Source organism: Sphingorhabdus sp. (genome assembly GCF_040079335.1).
GTDB lineage: Bacteria > Pseudomonadota > Alphaproteobacteria > Sphingomonadales > Sphingomonadaceae > Sphingorhabdus_B.
Genome location: NZ_JBEBKL010000017.1, coordinates 1 through 20,476 on the forward strand (window position 1 = coordinate 1; position 20,476 = coordinate 20,476).

Here is a 20,476-nt window from a genome sequence, read left to right on the forward strand (position 1 = left end):
GCGTGGCCGCAAATACTGGCTGGCGGGCCGTGCAAAGACCGACGATTGGGGCGCGACACCCAAGGCAGAGCTGCATATCGACGACGCCGCTTTCACCGATTAATCTTACGCTTGACCTTGCCTGCCCGAATCCGTAAAGGCGCGGCTCGCCAAGCGATTGGCCCCTTCGTCTAGCGGTTAGGACGCGGCCCTTTCACGGCTGAAACACGGGTTCGATTCCCGTAGGGGTCACCATCTATTCATATGGTTGAGCGATGCCGGATTGAAATAATCCGAGCCCGTATTTGGTTTCGTTACAGAGTTTAGTGTTCGGTGCCGGATGCAATCGCGCCTGCTTGTGCCGCCTTCATGCCACCCTGTTGAACGATCAGTTCCGAACGCGATGTGACGCCCAGCTTGCGGAAGATGCTGTTGAGGTGGATTTTCACCGTTCCTTCGGCCAGATCGCACCGCGCGGCGATATCGCGGTTGCGCAGCCCCTGGCACACGAGTTCGACAATTTCCGCCTCCCGTTTGGTGAGAAGATCATTCGAACGCAAACTCCGGCTCGGCTTGTCGATCGAGAAACGCAGCGCAGGCTCGGTCACGTCGGTGTCGAACCATTTGCCTCCCGCCAACACCGCGTTCATCGCAGAAATGATTGTTTCGGGATCCGCGTCTTTCAAGGCAATTCCGGATATGCCCAGCCGCATTGCCTCTATTGTCTGTTCCGGATCAACATGGACCGTCAGGAACATCGACGGCACATTTGGGTGATGGCGACGAATATGGCGCAATATTTTCAATCCGCCACCACCGTGCATGGTCACGTCCAGCATGGCCAGATCGGGCTGCACTTCGTCGATCTTTTCTATGGCTTCATCCACTGACAATGCAGTGGTGATCGCAAAATTGCCGCTGCTTTCTACATATTGGCTAAAGCCATGCAAAAAGAAGGGATGATCGTCCACAATCAGGACATTATGCATTGTCGATCCTCTGCATTGGAATGGTGACAGCGAGAATGGCGCTTTTGTCCAAGCCGTCGGCATAGGCAAAACCGTTTACGAGTCGAAGCCGCTGCAGCAGCGAAGCCGATTTCAAAGGCATTGATTTTCCACCCTTTTTAACCCTGCCCCCTGCCGACTTGTCGGCCCGATCGATAATCGCGATCTGGAGAGCATTCTGGTGTAACGAAAGCTTGACTGTCAACTGTGTGCTGTTGGCATGACGCACAGCGTTGGCAACCGCCTCTCTGACCAGATGTTCGATGTTGATTGCAGACTCTTTGTCGATGGGAATGGCAGGCTCTTCAACTTCCAACCGGGCATCGATTTCCCACTGCATCGAAATGGCCCGCAGGGCGACGCCAAGCGTGGTGACAAGGTTGATACCGTGGTCTTCATTCTCGCTTGTTTCCAAAAGACCCCGCAGCCGGGCTTGTTCGAGCGTCAAGATATCCGCAATCTTCCGAACCTCGGTCTGTAGCGGATGATCTTTGATGTCCGGGCGGCGTGCCGCAGTCAGCAGACGCATGCGAACCGCTGCCAGCGTTTGCAGCACTCCATCGTGCAGATCGCGACGGGCAACGTCATGCGCATCGGCGATAAAATGGCGTTCAGCCTCGGAAACGCTATCGAGCAAGGGAAACAGCTCGTCCAGAGCTTCGCAAACGATCCGTGCCTCGTAGAGCTTGATCGCGTCGACCGTTGATATGGCGCAAACAACAATACCTTGCGCGCGCCCGATTTTGATCCATTTTGCAATACACCGCCCCACGCCTTCACGCGATAGTGCAGTGATTGTGCCTTTGGCCTGATCGGGCAGGCCTTCGCCCCTATGGGATCCGCCCGAAACAGGAAAAGTGAGCTGAGTGACATTATCCAGAACGACGTCAGAATGGCCCAGTTCGTCACCCAAACCGATCAGTTTTCGCGTTTCATGTTCATTGAGATGCAAGGAACCACCTTGTTCGAATTGCCGGGGCACTGAGTGCTGGGAGAATTCGCCAATCAAGCAAAAGGCCCGGCCCGGCCCGAAAAGCGATGCGAGCGATTCGACCAAGCGCTGGAGATCAAATTCAAGCGAGCGTTCGAGTTTAAGCATACGGATCGAAACCGCCTGGTCACGAAACTGGCGAATCTGATCCCCGCGCAGTGTAGAAAGCGCAATCGCGGCCCCGGCATTGAGAATCGCCATCGCAAAGACGATCTGCCTCAATAGCGACAGCAGAATGCTGTCTGAATTTGCAACGGTTTCGACCGAAAGGCCTGTTGCGATCGCAGCAACAATTAACGGAGCAGCGAGGCTGACGATGTAATAAGTCGACAATCCCGATCGAAAAAGAAGCTGGCATGACGTTGCCAGCAGAGCCAGCGCCTGAACCAAAGTCGAAGGCACCGACCAGACAGCGATTGCGGCCACCGCAACATCGATCAGCATCGACCAGCGCAATGCCTGCACGCTTGCCACCTGGGTCAGGAGATTCAATCCGATCGAAATCGATGCCCAGATGAGTATGGCGAGCGAAGCGGGATGAACCAGCGAGCCGTCCTTCGCATATTGAGCTCCCATCACGGCAAGAGCGAGAAATAGCCTTGCCATCGATGGGGCCCAAAGCAGGAACCGGAATAGCTGATTCATGTGTTCAATGCGCTCGCCTGTGCAGTTTGCACCCAGATCATAGCTGGTGCGGAGCCCTGAAAGATATACTTCTTTTGGTATATATCCGAAGTTCTGCGGACGGTAATAAATGGTAAACGGAATCGATATTTCTTGCCGATATCTCGCCAATCATGCTTACCCTGTTGTTAACGAATCGAAAAACAGGATTCACGGGGTCGCCAAACAGAACAGCGTTCAACGCCCAAACCCGGCAGGGTTCGGCGCTTTTTGAAAGCTGCAACGGGAGGCAAAAGTGCACATGTGTGACCATTTGGTCCCTTCGAAAGTTGAAGCGCAGCGATTCGGCGCAGCAACACGAATCCACCCGCTAGCTTCGATTCTCATTTCCAATCAACCAACCTTCGCCGCACGGGCTTTTGTCGTCCGTGTGGCCATTTTGGCAAACTAGGACAACACCATGGACGCCAACAACAGCAACATCACACCGATCCTTCCCGCAGAAAGCATCGATGGCACAGCCGCTGCCTCTATTGCAGCTGCCGCGACAGCCTATGCGCAATTTGCCTTGCAGGCAGCGGCGCTGGTTCCCGGGCAGGACGGGCAGCTTGTGCTCCCTGCGGGTGTATCGCTGGACAATATCCGTGTTGTTGGCAGGGATTTGGTTATCCGGATGCCCGATGGCAGCGAAGTTGTCGTTCCTGACGGCGCAGTTTTTGTGCCCCAATTTGTGGTCGATGGCGTTGCTGTCCCTCCCGTCAACCTTGCTGCCCTGCTGATCGGTCAGGAACCGCAACCGGCGGCTGGCCCACCGCAGAGCTCGGGTGGCAATTTTTCTCAGGTTCCCGGCGATATTGGCGACCCCTTCGGTTTGGGAGATCTTTTGCCGCCGACCGAACTGGCATTCCCCGAACCAGAGCAGCGTGAACTGGTTCCCGGTCTGATCGATCGCGATCCGGATGTGAACATTCAGGATGGCGGCCCGGCTGGCAAGGACGTTACCGATAATGTGAGCGAAGTCGGCCTGCCCGGCACACGCACCAACGGTAATGTTGAATCGCCGGGCTCGTCGGCAGGCAATGGATCGGATTCGACAACTGGAACGATCATTGTCACGTCGCCCGATGGCATTGCATCCATCACGATTAATGGCGTCGTCTATACAGGCGAAGGTCAGCAGATCACCACACCAAATGGTGTGCTGACACTTGGCGCGCTGACCGGCGACCAGATACCTTACACTTATCGACTGACCGACAATACCTCTGGTAACAACACGACCGATGTCTTTACGGTCGTGCTGACTGACCCCGATGGGGATTCTTCGACAGCCCGTCTCACCATCATCATCGCTGACGACGTGCCCACGGCGCGCAATGATACCGACAGCGTTGCCGGCGGAACCTATGGCCCCGAAACCGGGAATGTGCTGTCGGGTGCTGGAACCACCAGCGGTTCGGCTGGAGCGGACACCTTGGGCGCAGACGGTGGCGCCATTTCCGGCTTCCGCGCTGGCTCCTCGGGCAGCTTTGCTGCTGTCGGCACCACGATCAACGGCCAATATGGCACGCTGACACTGGGTGCCAACGGCACCTACACTTATGTCCGCAACACCAACACGCCCGGTGGTGTCACCGACGTTTTCACCTATCAACTGACCGACAGTGATGGCGACGCATCGACGGCGACGCTGACAATTAACATTGGCGATGCCCCCAACCGGATCGTCTTTGTGCCGGAAATCGGCGAAGGCACTCAGGTGCGCGAGCCGCACCTGCCCGCGCGCGATGGCGAACCATCGGGTTCGCAGTTTGATGGTAATCCTGAAAGCACCAGCGGAACGATCACCTTCAATTCACCCGACGGCGTCGGGAGTGTGACAATATCGGGGGTAACGATCACACCGGGAGCTCTTCCCCAGCAGGTGGTTTCGGATGCGACCGGCACGTTGGTCATCACGGCTTACAGCTATGATCCGGTTACCGGAAATGGCAGCATCACCTACACATATACATTGAACGACAACACCCTGAACACATCAGGTAGCACGGTAACACTCCCGATCGTGGTCACCGACCTTGACGGTGATTCCGCCAATGATGATCTGAACATCACCATCATTGATGACGCCCCGCTTGCCGTGAATGATAGCGCAATCCAGGAAACCGAAAACGCGCCCGTCACGGTTAATGTGTTTACCAATGACACTCCCGGCGCGGATAGCGTCAACCTGTCGACCGGCGTGACTATTGTATCAGAATCGCTGAGCGGCGCAGGCAGCCTTGCCTATAATGGCGACGGCACTTTCACCTACACGCCTGCGCCCGGCGAAGAAGGTACGGTCACCTTCCAATACACCATCACCGATGGCGACGGCGATCCGTCAACCGCGACCGTAACCATCACCTTGCTCAAAGATTCACAACCCCGGGTCGATGTCAGCGGCGAAAATTTCGTCGATGAAGCCGGGCTTCCCGCACGCGGCAGCGAGCCTGAAGGTTCGAATGAATCATCCGACAGCGAAAACACAACCGGCACCATCGCCATTTCGACCGGTGGCGATACGCTGCAGTCGCTTGTTATCAATGGCACTAACGTTACAGCTGGCGGCACCGTCACTGGCGCGCATGGCACGCTGACCGTCACCGTTTCAGAGGGCGCCTATAGCTACAGCTATACGTTGACTGACAACACATCGGGCGAGGGCGCCACCGACAGTTTCAATGTCGTCGTGACTGACAGCGACGGTGACAGTGCAAATGACACGCTGGTCATCGGCATTCACGATGACGCGCCGACGGCAATCAAAGATGCCGACAACATCGCCGCTGGTGAATATGGCCCTGCGACGGGCAATGTTATCACCGATGCTGAAGGCGATGGCGGGGCTGACACGCCCGGTGCTGACGGCGTAACCGTTACCGCAATCAGCGGCTTTGGCGGCGCTGGTGCGGTCGATGGCACCACCAACGGCCAATATGGCGTCCTGACGCTGAACGCCGACGGCAGCTACAGCTACGCCCGGAATCCGGGGACGCCAGGTGGCGTTTCCGATGTCTTTTCTTACACGATCACAGACGGCGACGGCGATCCCTCGACCGCGACGCTGACAATCAGCATTGACGACAGCAAAACCACGCTCGACCTTCCGACCGAGGGAGAGGCTGGCACGCAAGTTGAAGAGGCAGGCCTGCCTGCCGGTTCTGACGCCGGCGCTGACAGCGAACTGACGGCTGGAACAATCGCTTACACAGCACCTGATGGCCCGGCGACGGTTACCATTGACGGCGCTGCGGTTACTGCAGTCGGCCAAACCTTCACCGGCAGCTTCGGGACATTGACCATCACCAGCATTGCACCGGGTGCGATCGGCTATGAGTATGAGCTGACCACTAACACCTCTGGCGACGCGACCTTTGATGACTTTGCCGTTGTGGTCACCGATCAGGATGGCGACAACACGCCCGGAACGCTCGTCATCGATATCGTTGACGATGTGCCGACGGCGCGCGAAGATATTGATTCGGTTACCGAAGATGCATTCGTCGATGGCGAAGGCAATCCGCAAGCGGACGGTAATGTGCTCACCGGCGTCGGTGGCTTTGATGCCAATGCGACCGATGGTGTCGGCGACACTGAAGGCGCAGATGGCGCGGTGGTTACCGCGGTCGCATTCGATCCCGACACGGGCGTCGATGGCGATGAAGTTGCAGGCGTTGTAAACGGCGATACGCCGGGCGAATATGGCTCGCTGACACTCAATGCCGACGGCAGCTATACCTACACACTCAACAATTTCGATCCGCGTGTGCAGGGCTTGGACAGCAACGATACGCTGACCGAAACCTTTATCTATACCATCACCGACGGTGATGGCGATCCTTCGACCACGACGCTGACGATCACTATAAACGGCAGCGACGATCGCATCACGATCAACGGTCTGAACGTCGAAGGCCCTGACCTGATTGTTGACGAAGACGATCTGCCCGTGCGTGAACTTGAACCTGCCGGCTCGGATACCACTCCGGATTCGCTCACGCAGACGGGCAGCTTCACCGTCAATGGCCTTGACGGCATCGCGTCGGTCAAGATCGGTGGCACAGAAGCCTTTGTCGGCCAGACGATCACCAGCGGCTATGGCACGTTCACGATCACCTCGATTTCGGCTCCGGCAGATGGCAACGCGACAGCTATTACCATCGGCTACAGCTATGTGCTGACCGACAACACCGCGCATGCCAATGCGGGTGGAGAGAATTTCTTGACCGAATTGTTAGATGTCGCTGTCACCGATACTGACGGTTCAACCGACACCGACCAGGTCGAAGTGCGCATTGTTGACGATGTGCCCACCGCCAAGCCGGATGGCACCTATTCGGTCGCGGAACAGACGGCACTCACTTTTGATGCGCTTGCAAACGATGTGAAAGGTGCCGACGGCGTAAACCTAGTCACCGGTGTTGCGATTGCCACCAACCCGTCCAAGGGCACGGTCGTTTACAACGATGATGGAACTTTCACCTACACGCCGAATGCCGGCGCGGAAGGCACAGACAGCTTCACCTACACCATAACCGATGCCGATGGCGACCCGTCGACCACGACGGTTACGCTCAATTTGCTGGCCGATTCAATTCCCGAAATCGTTCGAGTAACGAACCTGACGGCCGATGAAGACGGCTTTGCAGGTGCGAACGCGGACAATGGTTTGCCCGGCGAAGTGACTTCTACAAACAGCACGAGCGCCACAGGCACGCTGGTCGCTAGCTTTGGCGCCGACGTTCCGACCAACCTTCTTGCATCGATTTCGCTTAACGACAGTGCCGCACTGGATGGCCAACTGGTCACGCTGGCCGGGCTTCCCGTGACCTTTGCCAAGGTTGGCAACGACTTGGTCGGTTCCGCCGATGGTCAAGAAATCATCTGTATAAGCATCACCGGTGCGGTTGCAGGTCCGGGCGCGAGTGACGTGACCTACACATATACTGCAACACTGCTCCAGCCGGTGCAGCATGCGGTTCCTGGCAGCGAAGACAGCGATATACTTTCAGCTATCGGCTTCACCGTCACCGACAGCGAAGGCGATCCTGCCAGCGGCAGCTTTGCGGTTACCGTTGTCGACGATCTGCCGACACTCGAAATCGGTGGCGCCACCGCAAGCGTTACAGAGGGCGGCGCTCCTTATAATGGCGTGTGGACGCTCGATCCGGGCGCCGATGGCATGACGACGCTCAGCCTGAACGTCAACGGCACGGTGCAGAGCTTCACGCTTGGCGGCGCGCCGGCTACCTTTGCATTGGCGCAGGGCACGCTGACCTTCCGTGCGGATGGCACCTACACCTTCCAACCGAGCGGCAATCTCGATCACGATCTGCCTCAGACGGTAACATTGACCGTCAGCGGGGCTGATCGTGACGGCGACCCGGTGAGCGATAGCATCACGATAACCATCAATGATGGATCTGGCCCAATCGGTGGCGATACGTCGACGCTGACGGTCAATGAAGCCGCACTCGACACGCCTGCTGCGACGGGCAGTGACCCTGTCTTGACGACCGAAGTGGCAAGCGACACATTGGCATTTACCGCTGGTTCGGACAATCTGGTCGACTTCCGCTTTGCAGGTGTCGCCGATCTGGTTGCCAATATCGACGGCGCAGGCACCGACCTTTTCTGGACGCTTTCGGGCGACGGCAAAACTATCATTGGTGCGTTGACCGATGGTGGCCCCGCTGCAATCACTATTGCGCTGACCGCCCCAGCGAGCATCGCTGCGACAACCAGCGGCACTGTCGGTGTCACCGTGACGCTCGCAGACAATCTACCGCACGAACTGGCGCTCGCAGCACAGACTGCAGGCCTTGGCACCGTAACCGTAGTTGCGTCCGATCAAGACGGCGACAGCGCGACAGGCATGGTTACAGTTCAGGTGGTTGACGATATTCCCGATATCACAGGCAATGCTGCAGCCGCCGCAACCTTGTCGGTCGACGATACAACACTGACCACCAATGCGACGGCCAACATGTCATCGCTCTTCACGATCAATTACAATGCCGATGGTCCAGCGGCGACGGGCTCGATCGCCTACACACTGTCGATCGCAGCAGACGGCACGGACAGCGGCGTCAAGGATACGGCGACGGGTCAGGCTGTACTGCTGACAAACGAAGCCGGCGTCATCGTCGGCCGGACAGCGACTGGCGGCGACATCGTCTTCACTGTCACCGTCAATGCGACAACCGGATCGGTCACGCTCGATCAGGTCCGCGCCGTAGTGCACAGCCCGGATACCGGTGCGAACCAGTTCTTTGATTTGGCAGCAGACCTCATCAACCTGACCGCGACGATCAAGGACGGTGACGGCGACATCGACAGCGAAACAGTCGGAATATCGCAGGGGATGCGTTTCTTCGACGATGGCCTGCGCGGCGCATCGCTGAGCGTTTCTAACGAATTGGGTGTTCTGCTGACAACGCAGGATGCCGAAACTATTGCAGCGGCGAGCGATTTTGCCGTCACTACAGCCAACTTCTCAGGCGTGTTCAGCACAAGTGCCAATTATGGCAACGACCTGCCTGGAACGACGGTACTGACCTATGCATTGGCAACGGTAGGCGGCACCCCGGATTCCGGGCTAGACAGCCATGGCGCGCCAATCACCCTCTACAATATCGCGGGTGTGATTACAGGTTCGACCGCCGCCAGCCTTGGCGCGGTCGATGCGACCAACACGATCTTCACGATTGCCGTCGGCGCGACCACAGGCATTGTGACTCTGACGCAGTTTGCTGAAATCGATCATGCCGGCCCCGGTGTGGATAGCGGTTTTGACACCCAGTTCGCAACTCTCGCCAACAACCTTGTGCGACTGACCGGAACCGCAGTGTACACCGATGGTGACGGCGATAGCGCTTCGTTGAATCTGTTCGTTGATCTGGGCGGAAATGTACGCTTCGCGGACGATGGGCCGGTTCTTACAACAACGTTGAAAGATGGCGCGCTGCTGACCATCGACGAAACCAATGGCGTTGTCGCTGCGGGAACCGAAGTCGATCCGGACGCTACGGGCAATCTGGGCAGCGCAACGATTGCGATCGGCAATCTGTACACTTCAACGGTTGTATCGGGTGCAGACGGCCCGGCGACGCTGACCTACAAGCTTATCGTCACCGACAATACGCCGAGCGGCTATTTGATCTCTTCAACCAACGAATCGATCAATCTGTTTCGCGTAAGCGATACAGTCGTCGAAGGGCGTGGTGCGATTTCGGGCAATGTGGCGCTGACTTTCAGCATCGCGGCGAACGGCACTGTCACCATGACGCAGCTGATCGCTATCGAACATAGCGATACGACGAATCACGATGAGACGTCGGGTGGAATGAACGCAGGCGTACTGCTCGTCGAAACCACCGCGACCGATTTCGACAATGATTTCGACAAGGCGACCGTCGATCTGGGCAGCATCGTTCGGATTGAGGATGATGGCCCAACGATCAATGTCACCAAGGGTGAAGATGTTGGTGTATCGCTGGTTACGCAGGATGCAGAAACCGATGGCGTTCCGACGGCGGAAGATGTGGCGACCAGTGCTGCCAATTTTGGCGGTGTGTTTGGCCTGACCTCGGCCGCTGGTGCCGATGGTGCGGTTGCACCATCGCTGGCCTATACGCTGAATACAGCGGGTGGTGCCTCGGGCCTCACGAGCCACGGCGTGGCAATCAACCTGTTCAAGATCGGCAATGTCATTGTCGGTTCGACCTCGGCGACAGCACCTGCCAGCGCAACAGCTGCATCGGTGGTCTTCTCGGTGGCTGTCAGCGGCAACGGAGTGGTGACGCTGACCCAATATAGCCAGATCGACCATGCATTGCCCGGCGAAGCCAATGGTCCTTATGATGACCAGTTTGAAACGTTGCTCGACAGCGCGATCACACTGACCGCTTCGGCTTCGGTTACCGATGGTGATGGCGATACCGCCAGCGACAGCGAAACGGTGAACATCGGCGCAAATATCCGATTTGCCGATGATGGCCCGGTTCTGACCAATGCTTCGGGCAACAGCTCGGTCACATTGGATGAAACCACCGCCGGTTCGCCGGCAGGCTTTGGCGTTGCAGGCATCAGCCAGACTTCTGCTGCGGCAATTGTGACGGCCACAGCGGCCTTTGGTGCAGATGGTGCAGCAGTGGCCAACGCGACGACTTACGCTCTTTCGGTTGTGGGTGGCGGCGTCACCACGCTGCAGACCGCGATCGGCAACCATGCGATCAGCCTGTCGCTGTCACCCGACGGCAAGACCGTCACCGGCAGCTACAATGATGGTTCGGTGAAGACGGCCTTTACCGCCACCATCAATGCCAATGGCACACTGACGGTTACGCAGTTCGTTCCGCTTGAACATATCGTCGATGGCGCCCCGGGCGCGGCGCATGACGACACCCTGACGCTTTCAGGCCTCATCAACGCGACCATCACGATTACCGATTATGATGGCGACACCGACAGTGAAACCGTTGCTATCGGTGACCGCATCACCTTCAAGGATGACGGCCCGACACTCAATGTAACTGTGGGCAGCGATGCCAACGCTGTACTGATTACGCAGGATGCCGACACGATCGGTGCGATCAGCGATATCGACACCAGCTCCGCCAATTTCGATGGCGTATTCGGTTTGACCTCAAATGGTGGCGCAGACGGCGCTGCCGCGCCGAGCCTCGCGTTCAGCCTGAATGTGACCGATGCAGTTTCTGGCCTGAGCAGCAATGGAACGGCCATCAATCTGTACCTGATCGCCGGCAAGGTTGTCGGTTCGACCGCGGCCAATGCCGGTGCCGTAACTGCTGGCAACACCGTGTTTGACATTGCGACGTCCAACACCGGCGTGGTCACGCTAACCCAATACAGCCAAATCGATCACCCGATCGGCAGTGATCCCAGCGCTTCGGCAACACCGTTTGATGATCATGTTGCGGTTCTGGCGAATGGCAAGGTCACGCTCACGGCGTCGTCGACCATCACCGATAATGACGGCGACACGGCATCTGACAGCGAAACCATCGATCTGGGCGGTAATATCGCCTTTGCCGATCACGGTCCGGATGTCACCCTTACGCTGACCGGAACGCAGATCCGCATCGACGAAACCGACGGCGTTGTCGCGACCGGCGGTGAAATTGATCCAACAGGCGGGAATCTGGGCAGCGTCACCATGACAGCGGCCAGCCTGTTCACGCTCACCAATGCAGTCACCAGCGCGGATGCGCCGACGAGCTATGCCTACAATTTTGTTCTGCCGATCGAAGGCGCGAACTCGGGGCTATTGCTGTCGACGACAAACACCGCGATCCTGCTCTACACTGCGGCGCCCGGCGTTATCGAAGGCCGTGTGGGCGGAATCGGCGGCGCGGTGGCCTTCACCGTCAGTGTCAATACGACCAGCGGTGCGGTAACCGTTACGCAGAACCTTGCGGTCGAGCATCTGTCCGGAGGCGCTTCGCATGATGAAGATTCGGCGCCGCTGACCGCAGGTGCACTGACCCTGCGCGTCACAGCGACCGATTTCGACGGCGACACCGATACTGCCAATGTCGATCTGGGCAGCATCATCCGCTTTGAAGATGATGGCCCAACGATCAATGTCACAAAGGGCGACGACGCAGCCGTTGTCCTAGCGACGCAAGATGCTGAAACCATTGGAGGCTTGAGTGACAACGCAGCCAGCATTGCCAATTTTGCCGGCGTCTTTGGCCTGACATCCACAAGCGGTGCCGACGGGGCCGCGACCCCGACGCTGAGCTATGCTTTGACCCTAGCCGTTGCCGCCGGAACCAATTCGGGGCTGACGATCGGCGGAACTGCGATCAAGCTCTATAGTGTTGGCGGTGTGATTGTCGGTTCGACCGCGCTCAGCGCACCTGCGAGCGCAACTGACGCTTCGGTAGTGTTCTCGCTAGGTGTCAATGGAGGCGGGGTCGTTACGCTGACCCAATATCAGCAGATTGACCATCCGCTCTCAGGCGACCCAAGCCCGACCGGCACTCCGTTCGTGGATCATTCGGTTTTGCTGGCCAATGGCCTTGTCAACCTGACCGCGTCGTCGACCATCACCGACAATGACGGGGATACGGCCAGCGACAGCGAAACCATCGATCTCGGCGGCAATGTCCGTTTCGACGATCACGGTCCTTCTGTCAGCACAACGGGTGTTGTCCCGACCTTGACTGTCGATGAAACCACGCTGCTTACCGATGCTTCAGCCAGCTTCGCCACGAATTTCACGGTGAACTATGGCGCCGATGGTGCCGGTTCGACCGTATATGCGCTTGGCGCAGTCAGCGGGGCATCAGGCCTTGTCGACATGGCAACGGGCGAAGCGGTCCACCTGCGGGTGGTTGGCGGTGTTGTCGAAGGCTATTCGGTGACGACCAACCAGTTGGTCTTCACGGTAACCGTGAACGGCTCGGGCAGCGTCACACTCAACCAGTTGCGTGCTGTGGCTCACACGCCCAACACCACAGCTGACCAGTCGACCGGCTTGACAGGGGCCAATCTGGTCACCCTGACCGCGTCCGCGACCGATTTCGATGGCGATACGGCACAGCAGACCATCAATATTGGCGACAAGCTGATCTTCAAGGATGATGGTCCGGCCATCGATATCGCGGCTTCGGGCACAGCACTCATCGTTGATGAATCGCTCGGTACGACAGGCTCGACCCAGAATGAAGGCGGTCGTGTCAACGAAGACGAAACGCTGCCTGGCGCCGCAGTTGGCGCATTTGGCTATGCGACCGGCTCTATCGTCAGCCTAGTATCGGCAAATGCAGGGGCGGATGGAGAGGCGTTGCGCGTCTATTCGTTGACAGTTAATGGCACAAACCCGCCATCTGGGCTAGTCGACGCTGTCACCAATAGTGGCATCGTCCTCGTCTCGGTCAATTCGACCACGGTCGAAGGGCGGGTGGGAAGTTCCGGCGGGCTGCTATCTTTCCGCATCACGATCGATCCGGCAAACGGCACCGCCACGATCAACCAGTTCCGCGCAGTCGAACATAATGACAGCAGCAACCATGACGAAAATGGTGGCAGCGAAGCTCTGATGAATTCAGGCGTGCTGTCACTTGGCGTGACAATTACCGATCGCGACAACGACTCCGCGAATGACACCGTCGACATTTCGCAACTCTTCAAATTTGAAGATGACGGTCCGGCAGCGACCGGCGAATCCGGCGCAACCGACGAAGTCCTGCAGGATTTCAACACAGCGTTCGTCATCGATTTCTCGGGATCTATCGACAATACTGAACTCAACACGCAACTTGTCGCTGTCAAAGCCGCAATTACCGCGTTGTTCGGTTCGACAGGTGGCAATGTTTCGGTCAAATTCGTGCTTTTCGCCACCAGTGCGATGGCGAGTGCGACCTTCACATCCGCAGCTGCAGCCAATGCCTATCTCGACACGGTCAACCCCACCACGGGCGGAACGCGTCCTCCGGCAATTGGGAGCAGCACCGATTTCACCGATGCTATCACGACCTTGCTGGCCAACTATGCTGCAGACGAGACCGCAAATAATCAGGTATTCTTCCTGAGCGATGGTAATCCAAACCAACCCGACGGGCTGCCATCAGGACAAGCTTTGATGCCGGCAGTGGCGACGCAATGGAACAATTTTGTCGACCAGAATGGGATCAACGTCACAGCGATTGGTGTCGGCGGAGGTATCAACAACAGTAATCTGCAGCAGATCGACGTTGATGGAGCCGGTGCGCCGATTCTGGTCGCCAACTTTGATGATCTGATTGATACGCTCACTGCGCTGTTCGCACCCGCACCGATCACTGGCGATCTCGATATCAACGATGATTTTGGCACCGATGGCGGTCGCATCTTGTCGATCACAGTGCCGACTGCTGCGGTAACCGATCCGGTCTATACGTGGAATGGCGTGACCGGTGCGGGATCGCAAATTACCGTTTCGGGTGGCGGTGCGACAATCAACGGAACCACCAGCTTTACCGCGGCAACTGAAGCGGGCGGCAGCTTGACGTTCAACTTCTTCACCGGTGCGTGGAGCTATACGCCTCCGCGCACAGTGCCCGCAGATACGACCGAAGTGTTCAACTACACTATTGTCGACGGTGATGGCGATACGGCAACGGCTGCCCTGAGTGTTCTGGTCGAGAATAACGAATTGCCCGGCACTACACCGGTCACTGCAACCGTCGATGATGATGCCTTGAGCGGTAACGCAGGCGGCACAGGCGATCTTGACGCGAATGCCGGCGAAGTCCCCGCCAGCGCAAGCGAAGCTATTCACAATGGTACGCTGAACATCACCGCAACCGACAATCCGATTGCAGCGATCAGCTTCGCCCAGCTTCAGGGAACGACCAGTGCCATAGGCCTGGAAACGGTGGCATACAGCTGGAATGCGGTCACAAACCTGCTGACAGCCACCATCACCGTTTCGCCCGATGCCAACCGCGTTGGAGATACTTTGTTCACGGTCCAGCTCAACAATCCGAGCAACGGGTCCTACACGGTAACCCTCGTCGACAATGTCCTGCACAGCAATGTTGCCGGGGAAAATGACGCCTCGGTTGCCTTGACCTATCGTGTTGCGGATACCGATGGATCCACCAATAGCGGCGTGCTGAACATCACGTTTGATGATGACACGCCGCGAGCATTCTATCCGGACACCGCCATTGCGCAGAACGGCAATACCGCAGCGGTCACGGCTGCGCTCGTTTTTGCAGCGTCTGCAGGTGCAGACGGGGCTGGCGGTGCGACCTTCAACATCGTCAACGGGACTTTGGCACGTGATACGGATGGTGGCTTGCTCAAGATTGGCGGCCAACAGCTCTATCTGTTCGGTAACGGAACGGGTACTCTGACGGCGACCACCTCTTCGACTGGTTCGGGCGGTACCGTTGGTTACACGATCAACCTTAACCCCGGCGGCGACACTTTCACGCTGGACGTCAACAACACCATTTCCAATGGTTCGGAAATCTCGATCAGCAATCTGACGAGTGCTGCATCAGGTAACGTTGCGATCCGGGGAGTTGGTGCGGGGGATGCGACCAACGCGGTTGATGTTTTGCTTTCAGGTCGGGGCGGCACGATCAATACCAGCACGACGGGCATCGGCGTCGGCAATCAAACTATTGATCCGACCGAAGCAGTGCGCATCGACTTGGTGAGCAACCTGACCGCAGATGGCTCTGGAGATGGCTTTGCCTATACCGACCATGTCGGTGTTGCGAGCTTCCGTCAGACTATTAGTCAGGTTCAGGGGCCTGCATCCAACTCTGTAGCAGTCCGCGTCTGGGCTATCGACGCCGACAATGACGAAACCTATGGTAACACCCCTGGCAGCGCAGCCGAAGGCGGCGAGACCATCCGCACGATCAATTCGGTCGTTGTGATCGACGCAAGTTCAGGACTGTCGTTCACCTTCACGGCGGACGGAACGCAGGGCGGATTCACAGTGGATTTCGCTGGAAACGGCAGCGTGCTGATCTCGGGCTTGCAGACCAATGACCAATATAAGATCGGGTCCGCCTCAGCGTTCGACGCGGTAGTGGTTGAATCGGCCACGGCAGGGCAACCGGCCTTTGACCTTGGTATCTTCTCGATAGAAACCATCACAAGCGGCAATCCGATCAACCTTGCCTATAATGTCAACGCGACTGATGGCGATGGCGATGCCGTTTCGGGTGTAGTCAAGGCGGCTATCCTGCCACCCGGTGCCGACACATTGTTCGGGGATTCAGGCAACAACACGGTCAATGGCAACGCCAATGCCAATGCCATCGCCGGCTATGCAGGCAACGATACGCTTAACGGTAATGACGGCAATGACACACTCTATGGTGGTCTAGGTAACGACGCTCTCAATGGTGGTAGCGGGCTGGATAAGCTGCATGGCGGACTTGGACTCAATACGATGACAGGTGGAGCAGGTAACGACACCTTCGTCATCGACTTGGGATCGATTGCTGAATCGGCTCAAGTCGATATCATCACCGACTACGCAGCAGGTGATATCGTCGATCTCACCCAGCTTATTTCGGTGCCAACCGGCACTAATGTTGTCACTGGTGGATATGTCAAATATCTGTCGGGTAGCGGCGATATTCAGGTCGATCTCGACGGCGGCGGAAACAATTTCGTTACCGTGGCGACGCTCGACACGTTGATCCCGGCTTCGATTTCTGTTCGCGTCCTCATCAACGGCGTTGCGACAAATGTCAGCGTCAATGCGGTGGCTGCTCCAGTCGCGCTTGACCTTGATGGTGACGGAGTCGAATTCATCCCGGTCGCATCGGGAGTAGAGTTTGACTATGACGGAAATGGTCAAGCCGAGAACACCGCCTGGGTCGGCGCTGATGACGGTATCCTGGCATTTGACGGCAATGGTAATAACCGGGTCGACAATGGCGCGGAAATCATCTTCGCCCGCGATGGCCTGACCGATCTTCAGGGTCTTGCAGCTGACTATGACAGCAACAAGGACGGTGTGCTCGATGCATCCGATACCGATTTCGCCAAGTTTGGCGTGTGGCAGGATGCGAACAGCAACGGCGTTACCGATGCTGGCGAGTTCCAGAGCCTGAGCGATGCCGGTATCGCCAGCATCAATCTGGTTTCGGATGGCGTGGAATATGCCGCCGCCGATGGCGACGTAACTGTCTATGGCACATCAAGCTTCACCAGGGCCGATGGCACAACCGATAACGTTGCCGATGCAAGCTTTGCGACGGCAGGCGGATCCAAGGTTGCTGCCAACGAAAACGATCAGCGCGTTCTGATTTCGGCCAATGCCGGAATGGCAGGCTCAATGGTTGCAGCCGGGCTGGTTGCAGCAGTGGCGATCGAACATGACGCAATAGATGCGGTTCTTTCGAAAGTCGGCAGCTTCGATGGCGGCCATCGTGCAGACGGCTTTGCTGCCCTGCAGTCGGCACCGTTCGAAGCAACGCAGGCCAGCGACTTGTTCGGCGGGCTGAACGGCCCGGATGCCGGAGCATCGAGCTTTGGCGACCATGCGGTGAAGTTCAGCAGCTTTGATCGAACGGCTGATATCGACGCCTTCCAGGACGACAGCTTTGGCGGCGACCGCATCGACGCGATCACGGCAAACCTGCTGGCACCCACCGAAATCGACCATGGCATGTTCAACATGTCAAATGGCAGCTCGATGGGCATGGCGGTTGACGCAGGCTCGCAGGCGCTCATCGGGCTTCAGGAAGCCAATTTCGCGCAAAGCGCATTGCAGAATGTCGTCGCGGACGCGCTTGCGGGAGGGGTGGGCGAAGGCGCCAATGTCGACGCGCTGCTCAATGCATTGGCGGGGCCGGCAAACGATATGTCGCTGTTAGGTGACAGCCTTGCGCAGACATTCGGTGACAATCCGGTGTTCGAAGCGCTCAGCTTCAACAACGCAAACGATATGATCGACCAGCTAACTATCACGCATATGGAATTGTCCGCAGCCACCGGCCATCACGGCTGAGCTGCGGACGCAGATTTTACCGAGACCAGACAGGGAGCAAGACTATGAAAAATAAGCTTCTAGCCGCAGGAGGTATTGCGTTAACCATGTTTTCCGGCGGGACGGCCTATGCCCAGGCCAGCCCGCGTTCGCCGCTCAACGACCTCGGAGTTTCCGAGTTGCGGTCGGAACTGACATCGCGATACGATGCTGCCGTTACCATGACGCAAGATAGCAATGTCGTGCGGTCTGACGACAGCAAGTTCCTTTGGGCATCCGAGACCAAGGTGTGGTGCGGTATCGCCATCGGTTATACCAAAACCTCGACCAAAGATGAGGAAAGCATCAACAAATGCGATGCTTTCTATGCCCGGATGACGGCGGCTCCGCGACCGACGCCGGCGCCATATGTTCCGCCGCCACCAGCGCCACAGCCTGCCTGCACGGCATCGCGCGCAACCGAAGTGTTCTTCGACTGGAATGTCGATGTCCCAGCTGGTGAAGCCGAAACGACGTTGCAGGCCATTGCCCAGAACCGCGCCCAGTGCGGCTGGGGCCCGCTGACCATTACCGGCCATGCCGATAAATCGGGCAGCGATGCTTATAATAACGGCCTGTCACAGCGCCGCGCCAACAACATCGCCGCTGCGCTTGAACGTCTTGGCGTTCCCCGTGGCGACATGACGGTTGTCGCCAAGGGCGAAGGCCAGCCGAAAGTCGATACCGCCGATGGCGTTCGCGAACCGGCAAACCGCCGTGTTGAAGTCCTCGCGCAAGACCGCGGCAATTGATTGGGAGTGTGATCATGAAAAAGAGCATAAAAGCCAAGCTGATGCTTGCGACCCCCGCCGCGCTGCTGTTCACCCTTTCGGGAACGGCATATGCGCAGAGTGTTGACCTGAAAAGCGCTGTCGAGGTGGCGGTTGAAAGCCATCCCGAAATCAATCAGGCTGCGATGAACAAGGAAGCGATCGAGTTCGAGCGCGAACAGGCGCAAGGCCTGTTCCTGCCGCGGATCACGGTTGAGGGTTCGGTCGGCATACGCCGCCTCGAAAACCCGACCCGTCGTGCGCTCGGTATTGAGAATGACGAACTCTACCCGATGGAAGCGGGTGTCCGTGCCGAACAGATCATCTTCGATTCGGGCAATCGCGCCAACGAACTGAAGCGTCAGGCATCGCGCACCGATGGTGCCGCCTATCGCGTCGATGAACGTTCGCAATTCATCGCGTTGCAGGTTTCGCGTCAGTATCTCGACTATCTGCTCCAGCAGCGTATCGTCGCGGCTTCACAGGACAATGTCGCCTTCCACAACAAGCTGGTAGGTGACCTGCGCGAAGGCGTGACCAAGGGGTCGATCAGCATCGCTGACCAGCAGCAGGCCGAAGAACGTCTGCAGGCTGCGATGGCACGGCTGACCGAAGCCGAGCAAGATATGGTCAATACCGGAATCGCCTTCCGGACGCTGACCGGTCTCGACATCGACAGTTCGGCAACCTTGCCGCCGTCGCTGCGTGCCAATCTGCCCGGAACTCTGCCCGAAGCGATCGAAAAGGTTCGCCTGCAGAGCCCGAAGGTGCGTGAAGCACAGGCCGATCTCGATGCCGCGCACGCGGTTATCGGCAAGGCCAAAGCCGATCTGGGACCGACAATCTCGCTGGAGGGCAATGCCCGTATCGGCGATGACATTGACGGATTCCGTGGAGAAACGAATGACTTGCAAGCCCGGGTGGTCGCGCGCTGGCTGATCTTTGACGGCGGCATAAACCGCGCAAAGGTGCAGGAAATGGTTCGCCGGGCAAGCGAAGTTCGCTTCCGCCTGCATCAGTTGACCCGTGAAGCTGAAGAGGATGTCCGCGTTTCGTGGAATGCCTGGACCAGTCAGGGCAAACTGGCCGGCGAACTTGACCGCCAGAGCAAGGTTTCGGACGACCTGCTGCTTTCCTATCGGGAACAGTTCAATGTCGGTCGCCGTTCGCTCCTCGACGTGCTTGATGCGCAAAACACGCGCTATAATGTTCAGGTTCGTGCAGAAACCGCGCGTTTTGCCGAGACATTTGCCGAGTATAAGATATTGGCAGCCGCCAATGAGCTGATGCAGGCACTGGGTGTAGGTGCTCGTCCCGATGCAGAAGCCAATGCCCGTGATCGGTTCAAGGTCGGCCCGACTCCGCCGGCAGAAACCAATCGTCGCCGCTATTCGAACTGACGTCATGACGGAACGCCGGTGGAGTGGATCTCCATCGGCGTTTCGAAAAACAAGGTAAACGAGCTGCAGGGCCCTGCAATATTATTGTTTTATATCAAAATATTGCAGCGAAAAATGTGACAATGTTGGTTAACCCGTTTTTGACTCTTCGA

General features: G+C 57.6%; 5 protein-coding genes and 1 tRNA gene. 4 read left to right on the top strand and 2 right to left on the bottom strand.

Annotation, left to right across the window (positions count from 1 at the left end):
• Nucleotides 1-159: 159 nt before the first annotated feature.
• Nucleotides 160-234: transfer RNA gene (locus tag ABL922_RS06760), tRNA-Glu, on the top strand.
• A 68-nt stretch (nucleotides 235-302) separates the two neighbouring features.
• On the opposite strand, the gene ABL922_RS06765 is transcribed toward ABL922_RS06760, so the two are convergent.
• A complete protein-coding gene (locus ABL922_RS06765; protein ID WP_349023448.1) occupies nucleotides 303-968 on the bottom strand; it encodes a response regulator transcription factor in 666 nt (221 codons plus the stop codon).
• Nucleotides 961-2,622, bottom strand: coding sequence for a histidine kinase (locus ABL922_RS06770; RefSeq protein ID WP_349023449.1), 1,662 nt, complete (start codon nucleotides 2,620-2,622; stop codon nucleotides 961-963). The genes ABL922_RS06765 and ABL922_RS06770 overlap by 8 nt, the downstream gene beginning before the upstream one ends.
• A 439-nt stretch (nucleotides 2,623-3,061) precedes the next feature.
• On the opposite strand from ABL922_RS06770, the gene ABL922_RS06775 reads away from it, so the two are divergent.
• From ABL922_RS06775 to ABL922_RS06785, 3 genes are read left to right on the top strand one after another with little or no spacing between them, the layout of a single operon-like run.
• Entirely contained in the window at nucleotides 3,062-18,136 is a 15,075-nt protein-coding gene (locus tag ABL922_RS06775; RefSeq protein WP_349023450.1) for a DUF5801 repeats-in-toxin domain-containing protein, read from the top strand.
• A gap of 44 nt (nucleotides 18,137-18,180) precedes the next feature.
• Nucleotides 18,181-18,906: an OmpA family protein gene (locus tag ABL922_RS06780; protein WP_349023451.1), complete on the top strand. Its 726-nt coding sequence runs from the start codon at nucleotides 18,181-18,183 to the stop codon at nucleotides 18,904-18,906.
• A gap of 14 nt (nucleotides 18,907-18,920) precedes the next feature.
• Nucleotides 18,921-20,324 (top strand): TolC family protein, encoded by a 1,404-nt coding sequence (locus ABL922_RS06785; RefSeq protein ID WP_349023452.1) that lies wholly within the window; start codon nucleotides 18,921-18,923, stop codon nucleotides 20,322-20,324.
• Nucleotides 20,325-20,476: the final 152 nt, after the last annotated feature.